Annotated in this window: 2 protein-coding genes; both read right to left on the bottom strand. The window is 69.6% G+C overall.

Annotated features, from left to right (window positions below):
• Positions 1 to 20,100 (bottom strand): type I polyketide synthase (locus ACIOJD_RS34440; protein WP_401920562.1); only part of this gene is annotated, 20,100 nt, incomplete at its 3' end.
• 40 nt (positions 20,101 to 20,140) lie between these two features.
• Positions 20,141 to 22,705 (bottom strand): SDR family NAD(P)-dependent oxidoreductase (locus tag ACIOJD_RS34435; protein ID WP_401920560.1); only part of this gene is annotated, 2,565 nt, incomplete at its 5' end.

Here is a 22,705-nt window from a genome sequence, read left to right as displayed (position 1 = left end):
CTTCGCGCGCAGCACCACGGCCAGCCGCTCCGGGGTCAACGACTCCACCGTCGCGTCATCCAGCACACCAGCCGCATGCACCACACCCGACACCGGATGTTCGGCAAGCACCGCCGCCAGCGCATCACGATCAGACGCATCACACGCCTGAATCGACACCCGCGCGCCCAGCCCGTCCAGCTCAGCGGCCAGCTCGATGGCACCCTCGGCGTCCATGCCCCGGCGTGAGAGCAGCAGCAGGTCGCGTACGTCGTAATCGGTCACCAGGTGCCGGGCCAGCATGGCCCCCAGCACACCCGTCCCACCGGTGATCACCACGGTGCCCTCAGCCACCCGATCCACCACCGACTGACCGGCACCAGCAGCCCGAACGAGACGCCGCACCGACAACACACCCGCCCGCAGCCCGATCTCCGGCTCATCACTGCCCACCACAGCAGGCAGGACGGCATCAAGATCAGTATCGGGTTCGGCGTCCAGGAGGATCAGACGGCCAGGGTGCTCCGACTGCGCCGAACGCACCAGACCGGTCACCGCGGCCGCAGCCAGATCACTCCCATCCGCGGCGCCCTGAGTGAGCAGCAGCAGCTGACAATCCTCGGCGGCCGGGTCGGCCAGCCAGGACTGAAGCCAGTCCAGGACCGTCGCCGTCACCGTGTGCACCGACTCCGGACCCTCGCCGACAGCGGCCGGAACTCGGGCCACCACCAGCGCGGGGACCTCGCCCCCGATCTGGTCACGCCAAGCCCAGTCCACCACTTCGGTGGTGTCCGGAACGGTCAGCGGAAGCCAGTCCACCCCGAACAGCGACCGAGCCGTCTCCCCCGCACCGGCGGAAGGCAGGTCGGTGGTGATCGGGCGCAGCATCAGCGAGTCGGCACTGAACACCGGCTGCCCGGCAGGGTCGAACACGGCAACCGCGACCCCGCCGTCCTGCCGCGAGGACAGCCGCACCCGCAACATCACCGCGTCCGTGGCGTGCAATTGGACACCACTCCACGCGAACGGCAGCCTCACACCGTCTTCGCTCGACTGCGTCAGCGCAGTCACTCCGATCGGGTGCAGAGCCGCGTCCAGCAACGCCGGATGTACCCCGAAACCGCCTACTTCAGTCTGCTCGGGCAGCGCGACCTCGGCGAAGACATCGGTGCCGGATTGCCAGACCGTACGCATTCCCTGGAACACCGGCCCGTAGCCATAGCCGTCCTCGGCCAGGCGCTCATACACGCCGTCCAGCGGCACCGGCCGCGCATCCGCCGGCGGCCAGGAACCAGTCCACAGGGGAGCAGGGGCGGCCTGGTCGCTCAGCACGCCGTCGGCGTGCTGAACCCAGTCGTCCTCATCTCCATGACGGGAGAAGATCTCCACCGTCCGGCGACCCTTTTCATCAAGCTCGGCGACCCGCACCTGAACCCGTACCCCGCCCTGCTCGGGCAGCACCAACGGAGCCTGCAACGTCAGCTCCTCCAGCACCGGAGATCCGGCCCGGTCACCGGCATGCACCGCCAGATCCACCAAAGCCGTACCCGGCAGCAACACCGACCCCAACACCGCATGATCGGCCAGCCACGGATACGCGGACAGAGACAACCGCCCGGTCAACAGCACCTTGTCCTCACCGGCCAACGTCACAACCGCACCGAGCAGCGGATGACCGGACTCACCCTGCCCCAGAGCCTGCACATCCCCGGCCCGGTGGATGGCTGAAGGCCAGAACCGCTCCCGCTGGAATGCATACGTCGGCAACGACACCGGACGGGTGCTCTCAGCGCCAAACTGTGCGGTCCAGTCCACCTTGGCACCGGCGACATGAGCGGTCGCCAGTGACCGCAGCCACCGGCCCCGGCCGCCGTCATCACGACGCAGCGTGCCGGTCACGGTCAGATCCTCGCCGGACTGTTCGACCGCCATCGCGAGGACCGGATGCGCACTCACCTCGACGAAGGTGCGATGCCCGGCCGCCACCAGCGCCTCGATCACCTCGGCGAAACGCACCTGCTCACGCAGATTCCGATACCAGTACGCGCCATCAAGCCCTGCGGTGTCGACCAGTGCGGCTTCCAACGTGGAATGGAACGGCACCCGACTGCTGGTCGGCTCCAGCCCCGCCAGATCGCCGGCCAGCCGCTGCTCGATGGCCTCGACCTGCGCGGAATGAGAGGCGTAGTCCACCGCGATCCGCCGCACACCGTCATCGGCATGCCGGGCCACGAACTCGTCACACGCCTCAGCCGCTCCGGAAACCACCACCTGTGCCGGGCCGTTCACCGCAGCCACCGACAAGTCAGCCCACGGGGCGATCCATTCCTCGACCTGAGCCAGCGTGGCGCGAACCGACACCATCCCGCCGGAACCCGCCAGAGCCACAATCGCCTGACTACGCAGAGCAACCACCCGCGCGCCGTCCTCCAACGACAGCCCACCAAACGCCGTAGCAGCGGCAATCTCCCCCTGCGAGTGACCCACCACAACGGACGGGACCACACCAGCAGAGCGCCACAGCTCAGCCAGGGAGACCATCACCGCCCACGACACCGGCTGCACCACATCAACCCGCGCCAACAACCCAGCATCACCAAGAGCGTCACGAAGCGACCAGTCCACGAACGGCTCCAACGCAGCCGCACACCGCTCCATCGACTCCCCGAACACCGGCTCGGAGTCCCACAACTCCAGCCCCATACCGACCCACTGCGCACCCTGACCCGGGAACACAAACACCGGACCCAGCCCAGCCGGCACCGCGACACCATGCACCACCGCAGGCGAGGACTCCCAGCTCTCCAGCCCGGACACGAACCCGGCCAGATCCTCGGCCACCACCACCGCACGATGCTCGAACACCGACCGACTCGTGGCCAACGCCCGACCCACCAACACCGGATCAATCCCCGGCTGATCCGTGACCCACCGGCCCAACCGGACAACCTGCTCCCGCAACGCCTCCGCCGACTTCGCCGACAGCAACCACGGCACCGGCCCACTCTCAGCGGCGTCAGCGACCTCGGCAGTCGGCACGGGCTCAGCTTCTTCAAGGATCAGGTGAGCGTTCGTGCCGGAGATACCGAACGACGACACACCCGCTCGACGGGGATGACCATTGGCCTCCCACGGCACTGCCTCGGTCAGCAACTCCACCGCACCGGCCGACCAGTCCACCTGCGACGACGGCGCGTCCACATGCAACGTCCGCGGCAACAGACCGTGCCGCATCGCCAGCACCATCTTCATGATGCCCGCCACACCCGCGGCCGCCTGGGTGTGTCCGAGGTTGGACTTCACCGACCCCAGCCACAACGGCCGTTCCTCCGGCCGGTCCTGACCGTACGCCGCCAGTACCGCCTGCGCCTCGATCGGGTCGCCCAGCTTCGTTCCGGTGCCGTGCGCCTCCACCACATCGACCTCGGCCGGAGACAACCGCGCACTCGCCAGCGCCGCACGAATCACCCGCTGCTGCGAAGGACCATTCGGCGCCGTCAGACCATTCGACGCACCGTCCTGATTCACCGCACTGCCACGCACCACCGCCAGCACCTGGTGCCCATGCCGTCGCGCATCGGACAGCCGCTCAAGTACCAGGATTCCGGCACCCTCACCCCAACCGGTGCCGTTCGCGGCATCCGCGAACGGTTTGCAGCGGCCATCTACGGCCAGTGCGCCCTGGCGGGAGAACTCCGTGAACACCGCTGGGGTGGACATCACCGTGACACCACCGGCCAGCGCCATCGAGCACTCACCCGACCGCAGAGCCTGAGCCGCCAGGTGCACCGTCACGAGCGAAGAAGAGCACGCCGTGTCCACGGTGACCGCGGGACCTTCCAGGCCCAGCGTGTAGGCGATCCGGCCCGACGCCACACTTCCGGAATTGCCGGTACTGCCGAATCCTTCGCTCTCAGCCGGATTCATCGCCGTTTGGGTCGCATAGTCGTGGTACATCAGGCCGACGTACACACCGGTATCCGAGCCACGCAGGGAATCCGGCACGATCCCCGCCCGCTCCAGAGCCTCCCACGCCGTCTCCAGAACAATCCGCTGCTGCGGATCCATCCCCACCGCCTCACGCGGCGAAATACCGAAGAACCCGGCGTCGAACTCCGCCGCCCCCAACAAGAAACCACCATGCTTGGTGTAACTCGTACCAGGACGAAGACGCTCAGGGTCATACAACCCCTCCACATCCCAACCCCGGTCGGGCGGGAACTCCGCCACCCCCTCACCACCAGCAGCCAACAACTCCCACAACGCCTCCGGCGAATCCACCCCACCCGGAAAACGACACCCCATACCGACAATCGCGATCGGCTCATCCACCACCGTCGCCACCGGCGTCACATTCGAAGCGTCGATGCCGGTTCCGACGAGCTCCGCCAGCACGAACTCGGCCAGCACGGACGCGGTCGGGTAGTCGAAGACCAGCGTCGCCGGGAGTCGTAGATCGGTTACGGCCGTGAGCTGGTTGCGCAGTTCGACCGCTGTCAGCGAGTCGAAGCCCAGATCGCGGAAGGCCGCGTCAGCATCGACCCCACCGGCTGTGGCGTGGCCGAGGACGTTCGCAGCCTGAGTGCGCACCAGCTCCAGCACCGTGCTGTGACGCTCCTCCACGGGCAGCGCCGCGAGGCGGTCGGCCAACTCGCCGCCACCGGTGAGAACCTTGGCAGCGGTACGGCGCGCCGAGCCTCCGATCAGGCCGCGCAAGAGCCGGGAGTCCACCCCGGCAGCTCGCATTTTCGCCATATCCAGCCGCGCCGCCACTACCAGAGACCGGTCCAGGCGCACCGCGGTGTCGAACAGCGCCAAGCCCTGCTCATCCGACAGAGCCTGGAGGCCGGCTCGGTTCATCCGTGCCAGGTCTGCCTCGTCCAGCGCCCCGGTCATTCCCGAGCGCTGCGCCCACAGTCCCCAGGCCAGCGAGTGCCCGGCCAACCCCGCGGACCGCCGGAACTCCACCAGCGCGTCCAACGTGGCGTTCGCCGCCGCATAGCTTCCCTGCCCGGCCGAGCCGAGCGTGGCCGCCGCGGAGGAATACACCACGAACATCCCCGGATTCTGATCCCGGGTCAGTTCGTGCAGATGCCACGCCGCATCGACCTTCGCGCGCAGCACCACGGCCAGCCGCTCCGGGGTCAACGACTCCACCGTCGCGTCATCCAGTACACCAGCCGCATGCACCACACCCGACACCGAACGCCCGGCAAGCACCGCCGCCAGCGCATCACGATCAGACACATCACACGCCTGGATCGACACCCGCGCGCCCAGCCCGTCCAGCTCGGCGGCCAGCTCAGCGGCCCCGGGAGCATCCATTCCCCGCCGCGACAGCAACAGCAGATGCCCGACGGCGTAAGCGGTCACCAGATGCCGGGCCAACAACGCGCCCAAACCACCCGTACCACCGGTGATCACCACCGTGCCCTCAGCCAGCCGGTCCGGTGCCGCCACCGCCTGCCTGCCGCCCGCGGCCCGCACCAGGCGCCGCACGGACAACGCTCCGTCCCGTACGGCGAGTTCCGGCTCACCGCTTCCCAGCACGGTGGGCAGCACGGCATCGAGATCCAGGTCGGTGTCGAGGTCCAGCAGGACGAAACGTCCGGGGTGCTCCGACTGTGCCGAGCGCACCAGGCCGGTCACCGCGGCGGCGGCCAGATCGCTGCCGTCGAGCGCGCCCCGGGTGACCAGCAGCAACTGGGAGTCCTGGTTGGCCGAGTCGGCCAACCAGGTCTGCAGCCAGCCCAGAACCGTGGATGTGACCGCGTGCACCCATTCCGGGCCCTCGCCGTAGCCAGTCGGGACCTGGGCCACCACCACCGCGGGGACTTCGCCCTCGATCTGGCCGTGCCAGGCCCAGTCCACCTCCGTGGTGGTACCGGGATCGGTCAGCGGAACCCAGTCCACTCCGAACAACGACCTGGCCGACTCGCCGGCCCCGGGTGTCAGGTCCGCGGTGATCGGGCGCATCCGCAAGGAGTCCGCGCTGAACACCGGCTGCCCGGCCGGATCGTACGCCTCGACCCCGACCCCACCGTCCGCACGGTGGGACAACCTCACACGCAGCACCGACGCACCGGTGGCGTGCAGGCGAACGTCATTCCACGCGAACGGCAAGCTCACGCCTTCGCTCGGCTGAGCCAAGGCGGTGAGACCGATCGGGTGGAGGGCGGCGTCCAGCAGCGCCGGGTGTATCCCGAAGCTGTCCACCTCGGTCTGCTCGGGCAGTGCCACCTCGGCGAAGACATCGGTGCCCGACTGCCAGGCCGCGCGGAGCCCCTGGAAGACCGGACCGTAGTTGTAGCCATCTTCGGCCAGGCGCTCGTACCGGTCGTCCACCGGCACCGGCCGCGCGTCCGACGGCGGCCAGGCGCCGGTCCACACCGGAGCCGGGACGTCCTGTGGACTCAGCACACCATCGGCGTGCCGCACCCATTCGTCGTCATCGTCGACGCGGGAGAGGATCCCCACCGCCCGGCGCCCTTGCTCGTCAGGCTCGGCGACCCGCACCTGAACCTGCACCCCACCTTGTTCAGGCAACAGCAGCGGAGCCTGAAGGGTCAGTTCTTCCACCACCGGGCAGCCGGCCCGGTCACCGGCGTGTACGGCCAGGTCCACGAACGCCGTTCCCGGCAGCAGCACCGAGCCCAGCACCGCGTGATCAGCCAGCCACGGATACGACGCCAGTGACAGGCGCCCGGTCAGCACCAGGGCATCGCCACCAGCCAGAGACACCACCGCGCCCAGCAACCCGTGAGCGGACTCGCCCAGGCCCAGCGCGCGCACATCTCCGGCGCGGCGGGTCACCCGAGGCCAGTGCCGTTCCCGCTGGAACGCGTACGTCGGCAACGGCACCGGGCCGGGACTCTGAGCACCGAGCAGCGCGGTCCAGTCCACGGTGGAGCCATGGGCGTGCACCCCGGCCAGCGCGGTCACCACCGTCTCCGGCTCGTCGCGGTCGGCCCGCAGCGTCGGCAGCCACACCCCACTGTCCGCGGTGGCCATCGCGCTCAACGTGCCGTCGGGCCCGATCTCCAGGAAGAGGTCCGCTCCCTGGTCCCGCAGCTTCAGTACGGTGTCGTGGTATCGCACCGTGTCCCGGACATGCCGCACCCAGTAGGCCGGGTCCGTCACATCCGCGTCCGGGGTTCCGGACACCACGGGGAACTGTGGTTCCCGCCAGGACACGCCCTCCAGGACCTGCGCGAACGAGGCCAGCATGGGTTCCATCAACGGGGAGTGGAACGCGTGGCTGACCCGCAGCCGCCGCGCCTTGCCGCCCCGCTGCCGCCACGTCTCCGCCAGCTCCAGCACCACATCCTCGTCACCGGAAACCACGGTCGAGGCCGGACCGTTCACCGCTGCCAGCCCCACAGTGGCATGCTCACCGATCAGTTCCAGCGCCTCGGCCTCACTCGCCGAGAGCGCGGCCATCGCGCCGCCCGCGGGCAGCTCCTGCATCAGCCGGCCGCGCGCCGCGACCACCGCCGCCGCATCGGCCAGACTCCACACACCCGCTACATACGCGGCACTCAGCTCACCGATCGAATGCCCTGCCACCCACTCCGGCGACACACCCCACGATGTTGTCAGCCGGTACAGAGCGACCTGCACCGCGAACAATCCGGCCTGCGTGAACACCGTCTCGTTCAGCAGATCCGGCTCACCGTCGATCACCTCACGGATCGGACGCGGCAGATGCCGGTCCAGCTCCGTACACACCTCGTCGAAGGCTTCGGCGAACACCGGGAACGACGCACACAGCTCCGCCGCCATACCGAGCCGTTGACTGCCCTGGCCGGAGAACACCATCGCCAGCCGCCCGGAGCCCGCCGATCCGGTGAGCACACCGGCACCCGGTCGGCCTTCGGCCAGCGTGCGCAGCCCGTCCATCAACTCCTGGCCGTCCCGGCCCAGAACCACCGCACGATGCTCGAACACCGACCTGCTCGTGGCCAGCGCGCGAGCCACCACCGCCGGGTCGGTCCCCGGCTGGTCAGCGGCCCACCGGACCAGCCGGACAGCCTGGTCCCGCAGCGCGTCCGACGACCTGGCCGACAGCAGCCAGGGCACCATCCCACCCGGAACCTCATCCGGCTCCGTGGCCGACACCAACTCGGGTTCGGGCTCTGCCTCTTCGAAGATCAGGTGTGCGTTCGTGCCGGAAATACCGAATGCCGACACACCCGCCCGCCGCGGACGGCCATCGGGCTCCCACGGCACGGCCTCGGTCAGCAGCCGTACCGCTCCGGCCGACCAGTCCACATGCGACGACGGCGCGTCCACATGCAACGTCCGCGGCAACATGCCGTGCCGCATGGCCAGCACCATCTTGATGATCCCGGCCACGCCGGCGGCGGACTGGGTGTGACCGATGTTCGACTTCACCGAACCCAGCCACAACGGCCGGTCCTGCGGGCGGTCCTGACCGTAGGTGGCCAGGAGGGCCTGCGCTTCGATCGGGTCGCCGAGCTTGGTGCCGGTGCCGTGGGCCTCCACCACATCGACCTCACCCGGCGACAGCCGAGCGCTGGCCAGCGCCGCACGAATCACGCGCTGCTGGGAGGGACCGTTCGGCGCGGTCAGACCGTTCGACGCGCCATCCTGGTTCACCGCACTGCCGCGCAGCACCGCGAGCACCTGGTGCCCGTGCCTCCGCGCATCCGACAACCGCTCGAGAACCAGGATGCCGGCGCCTTCACCCCATCCGGTGCCATCCGCCGCATCGGCGAACGGCTTGCAACGGCCGTCGGCGGCCAGTCCGCCCTGCCGCGAGAACTCCGCGAACACACCGGGGGTGGACATCACCGTGACACCACCGGCCAGCGCCATCGGGCACTCACCCGACCGCAGAGCCTGAGCCGCCAGATGCACCGCCACCAACGACGAGGAACAGGCCGTGTCCACCGACACCGCCGGGCCTTCCAGGCCCAGTGTGTAGGACACACGCCCGGACATCACACTCACGGCGTTGCCGGTCAGCGAATGTCCCTCGGTGCCATGGGATCCGGACGCCAGGACCGACCCGTACTCCGACCCACCGACACCCACGTACACGCCGGTGTCCGAACCTCGCAGCGAATCCGCGGCGATCCCGGCCCGCTCCAACGCTTCCCACGACGTTTGCAGCACCAGACGCTGCTGGGGATCCATCGCCACCGCCTCACGCGGCGAAATACCGAAGAATCGCGCGTCGAAATCGGTGACTTCGGGTACGAACCCGCCCACACGTGCGTAATCGGCCTGCGGGTCGTCCAGTCCGGCTACATCCCAGCCGCGGTTCCCGGGGAACGCGCCGATCGCGTCCGTGCCCTCGGTCAGCAATTCCCACAGCGCCTCGGGCGAGTCCACTCCGCCGGGGAAACTACATCCCACACCCACGATCGCGACCGGCTCGTCCAGCACCGCGGCCGCCACCGGAGCGGCCATCGCCGCCTCGGCTCCGATCAGCTCTTCCAGCAGGAAGTCCGTCAGCACAGCCGCGTTCGGGTAGTCGAACACCAACGTCGCCGGCAGCGAAAGCCCCGTTGCCTCCACCAACCGGTTGCGCAGCTCGACCGCGGTCACGGAATCGAAGCCCAGCTCACGGAAGGCCTGACCGGATCCGAGCCCGTCCGCGGTGCCGTGCCCCAGGACCACGGCCGCATGAGCCAACACCATCTCGTGCACAGTCTGCCGACGCCGGCCCTCCGGCAACTCCCGCAGCCGGGCGGCCAGAGCGCTGTCCTCGTCCCTCGCCGGGCCCGTGTCGGCCACGACGGCCCGCACCTGCGGAATCTGGCCCAGCAGCGGACTGGGCCGCGCGGAAGTGAACGCCGCGGCGAAGCGGGCCCAATCCATGTCGGTCACCGTCACACACGCCTCGCCCCGGCCCACCGCCTCGGCCAGGGCACGCAGCGCCCGCTGCGGTTCCATCGGCCGGACCCCGCGCCGCTGCATGGCCTGGCTCTCCTGTGAACCGGCCATTCCCGGCCCGGCCCACAGGCCCCAGGACACACTGGTCACCGCGCGCCCGGCAACACGCTCCTGGAGGGCGTAAGCATCGAGGAACGCGTTGGCCGCCGCGTACATCCCCTGCCCGCCACCGCCCCACACACCGGCGCCCGAGGCGAACAGCACAAACGCGTCCAGCGGACGCTCGGCATCCTGCACCAGCAGCCGGTGCAGATTCAGCGTCCCGGCCACCTTCGCCGCCAGGACCTGGTCCACCGCGTCCGGATCGGTCTGCGCGATCGAGGTCAGCTCACCGACACCGGCGGCGTGGACCACCGCATCGATCCGCCCCACGCCGGACAGGGCCGTGGCCAGGCCGTCCGGGTCGGCCACATCACAGCCCAGGACGGTGACCCGCACCCGGTCCTCGGCAGTCAGCTCGTCCACAAGCTCTGCCGCGCCGGGCGCCTGCGTACCGCGCCGCGAGGTCAGCACGATGTGCTCGACGCCCTGGTCGGCCAGCCAGCGCGCGACCTGGCCACCCAGTCCACCGGTGCCACCGGTGACCAGGACGGTGCCCGCCGGAACCCACGGCTCCCCGGAATCAGGGGCGGGCACGAGCCGACGTCCGTATACGCCGCTGGCGCGTACCGCGACCTGGTCCTCGTCGTCCCACCCTGCCAGCACCGCGCAGCAACGCCGCCAGATCACGTCGTCGAGCGCGGCATCGGCATCGGCGGGCGGCAGGTCGATCAGCCCACCCCACCGCGTCGGGTACTCCAGCGCCGCCACCCGGCCCAGGCCCCACGCCGCGGCCGCATCGAGGTCACCCGACCCGTCGGCGCCGTCAACCCGGACCGCGCCGCGGGTGAGCATCCACAACCGCTGCGTCGACCCGGCCTGTTCCAGGCCCTGGAGCACGGCCAGAAGCTCCTTCGCCGGCGCGGCGCCGGGCAGGAACACCACACCGGCCAGGTCCGCTTCGGACTCGGACACGGCGGACCGCACGGCTTCGGCGACCACCGTACGGTCACCGAGCACAGCCACCGGAAGCGGTCGCGCGCCCTGATCGGTCAGCACCCCTGCCACCTGGCCGGCCCATTCAGCGGTGTCCGGGTGGTGCAACACCAGCCACGAACCGCTCAGCGCCGAAGGCCGCGAGCCCGACAGCGGCGCCCATTCCACCCGGTATCGCCAGTTGTCGATCGCCTGTCGGTCCTGCCGCTCCCGGCGCCAGGCGGACAACGCGGGCAGCACCGAACTCACTTCATGCTCAGCCACCCTCAAGGTGGTGGCCAGAGCCGCGCCGTCCGAGCGCTCCACCGCCTGCCAGAACTCCGCGTCCGCACCGTCGACAACACCGTCAGCGCTCTGGGGCGACAACTCGGGCCAGAACCGCTGGTGCTGGAACGCGTACGTGGGCAGGGAAAGCGATCCCGCACCGGACCGCGAGCCGAGCAGTACGGTCCAGTCCACCTTCACGCCGGCGACATGAGCGGTCGCCAGTGACCGCAGCCACCGGCCCCGGCCACCGTCATCACGACGCAACGTGCCGGTCACGGCCAGTCCCTCACCGGCCTGCTCCACCGCCATCGCGAGGACCGGATGCGCACTCACCTCGACGAAGGTGCGATGCCCGGCCGCCACCAGCGCCTCGATCACCTCGGCGAAACGCACCTGCTCACGCAGATTCCGATACCAGTACCCACCGTCGAGCCCCGCGGTGTCGACCAGTGCGGCTTCCAGTGTGGAATGGAACGGCACCCGACTGCTGGTCGGCTCCAGCCCCGCCAGATCACCGGCCAACCGCTGCTCGATCGCCTCCACCTGCGCCGAATGAGAGGCGTAGTCCACCGCGATCCGCCGCACACCGTCATCGGCATGCCGGGCCACGAACTCGTCACACGCCTCAGCCGCTCCGGAAACCACCACCTGTGCCGGGCCGTTCACCGCAGCCACCGACAAGTCAGCCCACGGGGCGATCCATTCCTCGACCTGAGCCAGCGTGGCGCGAACCGACACCATCCCGCCGGAACCCGCCAGAGCCACAATCGCCTGACTACGCAAGGCCACCACCCGCGCGCCGTCCTCCAACGACAGACCACCAGAAGCCGTAGCCGCGGCAATCTCCCCCTGCGAGTGACCCACCACAACGGACGGGACCACACCAGCAGAGCGCCACAGCTCAGCCAGGGAGACCATCACCGCCCACGACACCGGCTGCACCACATCAACCCGCGCCAACAACCCAGCATCACCAAGAGCCTCACGCAACGACCAGTCCACAAACGGCTCCAACGCCGCCGCACACCGCTCCATCGACTCCCCGAACACCGGCTCGGAGTCCCACAACTCCAGCCCCATACCGACCCACTGCGCACCCTGACCCGGGAACACAAACACCGGACCCAGCCCAGCCGGCACCGCCACGCCCCGCACCACGTCGGGTGAAGATGCCCAGCTCTCCAGCCCAGCCACAAGTCCGGCCAGATCCTCGGCCACGACCACCGCACGATGCTCGAACACCGACCGACTCGTCACCAAAGCCCGGCCCACCAGCGCCGGATCAATCTCCGGCTGGTCCGTGACCCATCGGCCCAACCGGACAGCCTGGTCCTGAAGCGCCTCCGCCGACTTCGCCGACAGCAGCCAGGGCACCGCTCCACTCGGCAGGGCCTCATCAACCTCGGATACGGATTCCGGTTCGGATTCGGGTTCTTCAAGGATCAGGTGAGCGTTCGTGCCGGAAATACCGAACGACGACACGCCGGCCCGGCGAGGACGACCATCGGTTTCCCAGGGCAGCGCCTCGGTCAGCAACTCCACCGATCCGGCCGACCAGTCCACATGCGAGGAGGGCGCGTCCACGTTCAGTGTCCGCGGCAGCTGGCCATGGCGCATGGCCAGCACCATCTTGATGATCCCGGCCACGCCCGCGGCGGCCAGGGTGTGGCCGATGTTGGACTTCACCGAACCCAGCCACAGAGGTTTGTCCTCCGGCCGGTCCTGACCGTAGGTCGCCAGCAGCGCCTGCGCCTCGATCGGGTCACCCAGCCGCGTACCGGTGCCGTGCGCCTCCACCACATCGACATCGGTCGGAGACAACCGCGCACTCGCCAGCGCCGCACGAATCACCCGCTGCTGCGAAGGACCGTTCGGCGCCGTCAGACCATTCGACGCACCGTCCTGATTCACCGCACTGCCACGCAGCACCGCCAGCACCTGGTGCCCATGCCGTCGCGCATCGGACAGCCGCTCCAAGACGACGATCCCGGCGCCCTCGCCCCACCCGGTGCCGTCGGCGGCTTCGGCGAACGGCTTGCAACGGCCGTCGGCGGCCAGGCCGCCCTGCCGCGAGAACTCCGTGAACACGCCGGGGGTGGACATCACCGTGACACCACCGGCCAGCGCCATCGAGCACTCACCCGACCGCAGAGCCTGAGCCGCCAGGTGCACCGCTACGAGCGAAGAAGAGCACGCCGTGTCCACGGTGACCGCGGGACCTTCCAGGCCCAGCGTGTAAGCGATCCGGCCCGAGGCCACACTTCCGGCGTTACCGGTCAGCACGTGCCCGGCGACATCATTCGAACCTGACGCCAGCACTGATCCGTATTCCGCCCAGGAGGCACCCACATACACGCCGGTGTCCGAGCCACGCAGTGAATCCGGAACGATGCCGGCCCGCTCAAGCGCTTCCCACGCCGTTTCCAGCACGATCCGCTGCTGCGGGTCCATCGCCATGGCTTCACGGGGTGTGATCCCGAAGAACTCGGGATCGAACATGCCCGCCTCGGCCAGGAAGCCGCCGTGCCGGGCATAGGTGGTACCCGGTCGAAGCCGGTCCGGGTCGTAGAGGCCCTCCACGTCCCAGCCACGATCGGCGGGGAACTCCACGACGCCCTCGCCGTCAGCGGCCAGCAGGTCCCACAACGCCTCCGGGGAATCCACCCCGCCCGGGAACCGGCACCCCATCCCCACGATCGCGATCGGATCGTCCTCCGCACCGGTGACCATCACGGCCCCGGACACGGGAGCCGCGTCCGCCCGCTCACCCAGTACCCCGGCCAGCACGAACCCGGCGAGCAACCGCGAAGTCGGGTAGTCGAAGGCCAGCGTCGCCGGCAGTCGTATCCCGGTCACGGAGGTGAGCCGGTTGCGCAACTCGACCGCGGTCAGCGAATCGAAGCCCAGGTCACGGAAGGCCGCGTCGGCGTCAACCGCGCCGACTCCACTGTGCCCCAGGACGATGGCCGCTTCGGTACGCACCAGTTCCAGCACCACGCCCTGGCGCTCTTCCACCGACAATGCCGCCAGCCGTGCGGCCAGTTCGCCCTCACCGGCCGGGGCCGTGGCGGCGGCCCGGCGTGCCGAGCCTCCGGCCAGCCCGCGCAGCAGCGGCCCAGCGGCCCCGGCAGCGCGCATGGTGGCCACATCCAGCCCGGCCGCCACCACCAACGGGCGTTCCAGGCGCGTCGCCGCATCGAACAACGCCAGGCCCTGCTCGTCGGACAGCGCCCGAACACCGGTCCGCGTCAACCGGGCCAGATCCGCTTCACCCAGGCGCCCGGTCATCCCCGAGCTCTGCTCCCACAGCCCCCACGCCAACGACTGACCGACCAGCCCAGTCGACACCCGGTGCTGCATCAGTGCGTCCAGCGCGGCGTTCGCCGCCGCGTAACTCCCCTGCCCCGCCTGCCCGAGCGTGGCCGCCGCGGACGAATACACCACGAACATGCCCAGATCCAGCTCCTGGGTCAGTTCGTGCAGGTGCCACGCCGCATCGACCTTTGCCCGCAGCACCACGGCCAGCCGCTCGGGGGTCAGCGACTCCACCGTCGCGTCATCCAGCACACCAGCGGCATGCACCACACCCGACACCGGATGTTCGGCGAGCACCGCCGCCAGCGCGTCACGATCAGACACGTCACACGCCCGGACCGACACCTGCGCGCCCAGTGCGCTCAGCTCGGTGACCAGCTCGTCCGCGCCCTCCGCGGCACTACCCCGGCGGGACAGCAACAGCAGGTGCTCAACCCCGTAAGCGGTCACCAGATGGCGGGCCAGCATCGCGCCCAGCACCCCGGTCCCGCCGGTGATCGCGACGGTGCCCCGTCGGTCCAGCCCCATCGGCAGCCGGACCACGACCTTGCCCACGTTCCGCCCGGCCTGCAGATACCGCAGACCATCCACCGTGGCGGCGGCCTCGAACACCGTCAGCGGCAGCGGCTCCAGATCTCCGGAGCCGAACAGGTCCACGATCTCGGCCAGCATCTGGCCGATCCGCTCCGGACCGGCCTCGAGCACATCGAAGGCCCGATACACCGCGCCGCCATGCCCGGCGGCGATCGCGGCAGCGTCCCGTACGTCGGCCTTGCCCATCTCTACGAACTGGCCGCCCTGCACGAGCAGGTCCAGCGAAGCGTCCACGAACTCACCGGCCAGGGAGTTCAGGATGACATCCACACCCTGGCCATTGGTCTCGGCCTGGAACTTGTCGCGGAAGTCCAGATCCCGCGAGGACGCCAAGTGCGCCTCGTCGAAACCCTGCTCACGCAGCACCGGCCACTTGCCGGTACTGGCGGTGCCGTAGACATCCATGCCCCAGACCCGGGCCAGTTGCACGGCGGCCATACCCACGCCACCGGCCGCGGCGTGGATCAGAATCCGCTGACCACGCTGCACCTCGGCCAAGTCCCGCAACGCGTAGAACGCTGTGAGGAACACGATCGGCACCGACGCCGCGCGAGTGAGAGACCACCCCTGCGGCATCTTCGCCACCAGGCGGTGATCGGTCACCGCCAGCGGACCCAGCGCACCGGCGAAGACGCCGAACACCCGGTCACCGACCGCCAGTCCGGCCACATCGTCAGCGACCTCGACCACCACGCCGGCCGCCTCGCCACCCATCAAGGCGTCGGGGTCGGGATACATGCCGAGGCCGACGAGGACATCCCGGAAGTTCAGCCCGATCGCACGCACACCGACCCGGATCTGACCGGGCGCCAGCGGCGCCTCCCCAGCCGGGTTCTCCAGCACGGCCAGATTTTCCAGACTGCCCCGCTCGGGTACGTCGAGCCGCCAGCCCAGCCGCTCCGGACCCGGCACCACCAGCTGCCCGGTCGCCCGCACCAGACGCCGCGCGTGCAACACACCGGCGCGGAGGGCCAGTTCCGGCTCACCGCTAGCCACCACCGTGGGCAGGAGAGCTTCGAGATCGGTGTCGGGGTCGGCGTCGGCGTCGGCGTCGGCGTCGGCGTCGGCGTCGGCGTCGAGGAGGATGAAACGGCCGGGATTCTCGGACTGTGCCGAGCGCACCAGGCCGGTCACCGCGGCGGCGGCCAGATCGCTGCCATCGGTCGCGCCCCGGGTGAGCAGAAGCAGCTGGGAATCCTCGGCAGCCGGGTCGGCCAGCCAGGTCTGGAGCCAGTCCAGGACCATCGCCGTCACCGCGTGCACCGGCTCAGGCCCGTCCCCGGCACCGGCCGGGACCTGGGCCACCACCATCGCGGGCAGCTCACCATCGGTCTGCCCGTGCCAAGCCCAGTCCACCGTCGTGGTGGTCACCGGGTCGGCCAGCGGCGTCCAGTCCACTCCGAACAACGACCGGGAGGTCTGCCCAGCCCGCGAAGCGGCCGGATCGGTGGTGATCGGACGGAGCACCAACGAGTCGGCGCTGAACACCGGCTGCCCTGCCGGATCGAACACCGCGACCGCGAACCCGCCGTCCTCACGGTGGGACAACCTGACGCGCAACACCGACGCGCCTGTGGCGAACAGCTGCACACCACTCCACGCGAACGGCAAGCGCACCCCGGCGTCGCCGGACTCCTGAGCGAGAGCGGTCAGACCGATCGGGTGCAGGGCCGCGTCCAGCAACGCCGGGTGCACCCCGAAACCAGTCACATCGGTCCGCTCGGGCAGGGCCACCTCGGCGAACACCTCGGTGTCGGACCGCCAGACCGCCCGCACGCCCTGGAACACCGGCCCATAGCCGTAACCATCTCCGGCCAGGCGCTCATAGACGCCGTCCACCGGCACCGGCCGCGCGGCCGGCGGCGGCCAAGCCCCGGTCCACACCGGAGCGGGAGCTGTCTGCGCGCTCAGCACACCATCGGCGTGCTGGGCCCATTCCTCCTCGTCACCGGGACGGGAGAAGACACCGATCACCCGGCGACCGTGCTCATCACGCTCGGCGACCCGGATCTGCACCTGCACCCCGCCCTGCTCGGGGAGCAGCAGCGGAGCCTGCAAGGTCAGTTCATCCAGCACCGGGCATCCGGCCCAGTCACCGGCGTGCACCGCCAGATCCACGAACGCCGTTCCCGGCAGGAGCACCGAGCCCAGTACCACGTGATCGGCGAGCCACGGATAGGCCGCCAGCGACAACCGGCCGGTCAGCACCACCGCGTCTCCACCGGCCAGCGCCACCGCCGCGCCCAGCAGCCGATGCCCTGCCTCACCCTGGCCCAGTGCCCGTACATCCCCCGCGCGGGAGATCACCGCGGGCCAGTACCGCTCCCGCTGGAACGCGTACGTCGGCAGTGACACCGGGCGCGTGCCTGTCCCCAGCAGCTCGGACCAGTCCACTGTGGAGCCGTGAGCGTGGATCCCGGCCAGCGCGGACATGACCGTTTCGGGCTCGTCGCGTTCAGGCCGCAGCGCCGGAAGCCACACGCCACTGTCCACCGTGGCCATCGCGCTCAGCGTCCCGGCCGGCCCGGCCTCCAGGAACAGCTCCGCACCCAGTTCACGCAGCTTCAGAACCGCGTCGTGATAACGCACCGTGTCCCGCACATGCCGAACCCAGTACAACGGATCACACACATCCGCATCCGTCGTACCCGACACCACCGGGATCAGCGGCTCACGCCACGTCACCTGCTCCAGCACCCGCGCGAACGGATCCAGCATGGGTTCCATCAACGGCGAATGGAACGCGTGACTCACCCGCAGGCGCCGCGCCTTCCCGCCCTGGTCCCGCCAACGCTGGGCCAGCTCCTCCACAGCATTCTCGGCACCCGAAATGACGGTGGACTCCGGACCGTTCACCGCGGCCAGGCCAACCTCGGCCCGCTCACCGATCAGCACCAGCGCCTCGGCCTCACCCGCCGACAACGCCACCATCGCACCGCCCGCGGGCAGCTCCTGCATCAACCGACCCCGAGCCGCGACCACCGCCGCCGCGTCCGCCAAATCCCATACGCCCGCCACATGGGCGGCACTCAACTCACCGATCGAATGCCCAGCCACCCACTCCGGCGACACACCCCACGAACTCACCAACCGATACAGAGCCACCTGCACCGCGAACAACCCAGCCTGCGTATACAGAGTCTCATCCAGCAAACCCGGCTCGCTGTCGATCACCTCACGGATCGGACGCGGCAAATGCCGATCCAGCTCCGCACACACCTCATCAAAGGCTTCGGCGAACACCGGGAACGCAGCCGACAACTGCGAACCCATACCCGGACGTTGACTACCCTGACCGGAAAACACCACCGCCAGCCGCCCGGAAACGGGCGAGCCGGTCACCACACCGGCGCCCGACCGGTCCTCGGCAAGAGCCTGGACACCGTCCAGCAACGTCTGCCGGTCGCGGCCCAGTACCACCGCCCGATGCTCGAACACCGACCGACTCGTGACCAACGCCCGGCCGACCAGCACCGGATCGACCTCCGGTTGGTCAGAGACCCACTGACCAAGTCGGACAGCCTGCTCCCGCAACGCCTCCGGCGACTTGGCCGACAGCAACCACGGCACCACCGCGGTGGCCGGTTCCGGCTCGGCTGTCGGCTCGGTCGCCGGCTCGGGTTCCGGGTCCTCGAGGATCAAGTGGGCGTTCGTACCAGAAATACCGAACGACGAGACACCCGCCCGCCGTCGACGGCCGTCCGCCTGCCACGGCACCTCTTCCGTCAGCAGCCTCACCGCACCGGCCGACCAGTCCACATGCGACGACGGCGCGTCCACATGCAACGTCCGCGGCAGCACACCATGCTGCATCGCCAGGACCATCTTGATGATGCCCGCCACGCCCGCGGCCGCCTGGGTGTGACCGATGTTCGACTTCACCGATCCCAGCCACAGCGGCTGCGACTCCGGACGATCCTGACCGTAGGTCGCCAGCAGCGCGTCCGCCTCGATCGGATCGCCGAGTTTCGTTCCCGTGCCGTGCGCCTCGACAACGTCCACATCGGACGCGGTCAGCCGAGCGCTCGCCAGGGCCGCGCGGATCACTCGCTGCTGGGAGGGGCCGTTCGGTGCGGTCAGACCGTTCGACGCACCGTCCTGGTTCACCGCACTGCCCCGCAGTACCGCCAGGACCTGATGCCCACGCTTGCGAGCGTCGGACAGCCGTTCCAGCACCAGCACACCGGCGCCTTCACCCCAGCCGGTACCGTCAGCCGCGTCAGCGAACGGCTTGCACCGCCCGTCAGGAGCCAGCCCACCCTGCCGCGAGAACTCCACGAAGATCCCGGGCGTGGACATGATGGTGACACCACCGGCCAGCGCCACCGAGCATTCGCCCGAGCGCAATGCCTGCGCGGCCAGGTGCATCGTCACCAAGGACGACGAACACGCGGTGTCCACGGTGACCGCGGGGCCTTCCAGGCCAAGCGTGTAGGCCACCCGGCCGGACATCACACTCGCCGCGTTGCCGGTTCCGGTGTGCCCCTCTTCGGCGACCGGCCCGTCAGCGACCATCGTGGCGTAGTCCTGGCCATTGGTGCCGAGGTACACACCAGTGGCGCTGCCACGGAGCGAGTCCGGGTCGATCCCGGCTCGTTCCAGTGCTTCCCACGCCGTTTCCAGAGCGAGTCGCTGCTGCGGATCCATCGCCACCGCTTCACGCGGCGAAATACCGAAGAATCCCGCGTCGAAGTCCGTCACATCGGTGACGAAGCCTCCCACCGGGGCGTATCCGGCCTGCGGATCGGCATCCCCGGCCGCCTCCCAGCCACGGTCTCCGGGGAAATCACCGATCGCGTCCGTGCCACCGGTCAGCAGCTTCCACAGCGCCTTCGGCGAATCCACTCCACCCGGGAAACGGCAGCCCACTCCGACGATCGCGATCGGCTCACGCGACTTCTCTTCCACTTCGGCGAGGCGCGAACTCGTCTCGTGCAAATCCACCGTGACGCGCTTCAGGTACTCGCGGAGCTTGCCCTCGGTGTTCACTACCGATCACCCATTTCTTCGTGAAAAGCGAGAGGAGTCCTCATGCCTTGCCGTACCGGTTGTCGATGAAGTCGAAGAGGTCGTCGTCCGAGGCGTGCTGGAGCTTGTCCTGCACATTCCCGTCGCCGTCCAGCCCTTGGAGGTTGTGCCAGGTCGAGGTCAGCGCCTTCAGTCGACCGCTGACCTCGTCGTGGAAGCCCGCCTCGGCCGCCTGGGAGTCGAAGTACTCGGCGGTCAGCTGCGACAGGGAGTCCTCCAGGCGGCTGAGCTCGTCCAGGATGGACGGTCCGAAGGCGTCGGCGTCACCGGACAGTCGCGTGTGGAGGTACCCGGCGAGGTCGGCCGGTGTCGGATAGTCGAAAACGAGCGCCGCCGGCAGTGACAGGCCCGTCACCGCGGCCATGCGGTTGCGCAGTTCGACCGCGGTCAGCGAGTCGAACCCGAGGGAACGGAAGGCGGTTCCCTCGTCGATCTTCCCCGCACCTGCGTGCCCCAGCACCATGGCGGCCTGCTCCCGGACCATCGACAGTACGACCGCCGGTCCCTTGCCGGGCGGGGCCTGCCGCAAATCCCGCAGCCACGGGGAGTCCCCGTTCGCCGCGTCGGCAGCCACCACCGTCCCGGCCTCCGGGAGTTCGGCCAGCCACCGTCCGCCGAGGCCGAGTTCCGCGACCCGGCCCCAGTCCACGTCGGCGACCGCGACATACCCGTCGTCCAAGGCGTCTTCCAGCGCCATCACGGCCACCGCCGGATCCATCCCGCGCACGCCAACCCGCCGGTGGAGGGACTGCATCAGTTCGGCATCGGCCAGGCCGGCGCCGGCCCAGGCACCCCACGCCATCGACACCATCGGCGCACCCTGAGCCCGCCGCATCTGCGCGTAGGCATCCAGGAACCCGTTGGCCGCGGCGTAGTTGCCCTGCCCCGGCGAACCGAGCAACGCGGCCGCCGAGGAGAACAGTACGAACGCCTGCAAGTTCATGTCCGCGGTGAGTTCGTCCAGGGTGAGCACCGCGTCGACCTTCGGCCCGGCCACCGCCTCCAGCCGCTGCGGCGTCAACGAACCGAGTACACCGTCGTCCAGAACACCCGCCGTGTGCACAACGGCGGTCAGCGGGAATTCCTCCGGAACAGCGGCCAATGCCTCGGCCATCGCGACACGGTCGGCGGCGTCGCCGGCGGCCACCTGCACACCGACACCCAACGCCGACAGCTCCGCCACCAGTTCTTGCGCACCGGGCGCGTCCGCGCCCCGGCGGCTGACCAGCACCAGATGCTCCGCACCACGCTCGACCAGCCAGTGCGCCACCCGCGCACCCAACGCGCCCGTTCCGCCGGTCACCAGTACCGTTCCCGACGGTTGCCAGCCCTGCCCCGGTACGACATGGGCACGGCGCAACCGCATCCCGTACACGCCGTCGGGGCGCACCGCGACCTGGTTCTCGCCATCGCCATCGGCCAGTACCGAACAGCACCGCTGCCACAACAGCTCATCCAGCGGTCCGGTGGGAAGATCGATCAATCCTGCCCACCCGCCGGGCTGCTCGGATCCGATCACCCGGCCCAGCCCCCACACCTGTCCCTGCCAGGCATTCACCACCGGATCGCTCTCACCGACACTCACCGCGCCCCGGGTCAGCACCCACATCGGCACCGAATTCCATGCCTGGGCGACCGTGAGCAACTGCGCCGCACACTCACGGCCCTCGCCGGCCACCACCACCGCACCGGCCAACGACCCGGCCTCCGGCAGGTCCTGTACATCGACCTGGTCGAGATCAATGCGTACGACCTCGGCACCGGCCTCCGTCAGGAAGGCCGCCAGGTCGTCACCGGTGCCCGCGGCCGCCAGCAGTGCCCACACACCATCAAGCCGGCCACCGGACTTCTCCGGCAGTGACGACCACCCCACCCGATACCGCCACCGGTCCACCGCCGAACGCGCCTGCCGCTGTCGCAGGGAAGCCAGCACCGGCAACACCGCGGAGGCGTCCTCGCGCTCCACCGCCTCCCAAAACTCGGCGTCCAGACCGTCAACCGCGCTCGCGGCGCGCTGAGGTGACGTCTCGTGCCAGAAGCGCTCCCGCTGGAACGCGTACGTCGGCAACGACATCACGGGGTTGCCCGACCCGGTTCCGAGCAGCGTGGTCCAGTCCACGGTGGAACCATGGACGTGCACCCCTGCCACCGCGGTCAGCAGGGTTTCCGGTTCATCCCGCTCCGCCCTCATCGCGGGCAGCCAGACGCCGCTGTCCACCGTGGCCATCGCACTCAGCGTCCCGGCCGGCCCGGCCTCCAGGAACAGCTCCGCACCCAGTTCACGCAGCTTCAGAACCGCGTCGTGATAACGCACCGTGTCCCGCACATGCCGAACCCAGTAGGCCGGGTCCGTCACATCCGCGCCTGGAATACCCGATACGACGGGGATCCGTGGCTCACGCCATGTCACCCCCGCCAGCACCCGCGCGAACGAATCCAGCATCGGCTCCATCAACGGCGAATGGAACGCATGACTCACCCGCAGGCGCCGCGCCTTCCCGCCCTGGTCCCGCCAACGCCGAGCCAACTCCTCCACAGCATTCTCGGCACCCGAAATGACCGTGGA

The sequence above is a fragment of the Streptomyces sp. NPDC088116 genome, from assembly GCF_044741745.1.
Lineage (GTDB): Bacteria > Actinomycetota > Actinomycetes > Streptomycetales > Streptomycetaceae > Streptomyces.
This window is presented reverse-complemented; position numbering and strand designations above follow the sequence as displayed.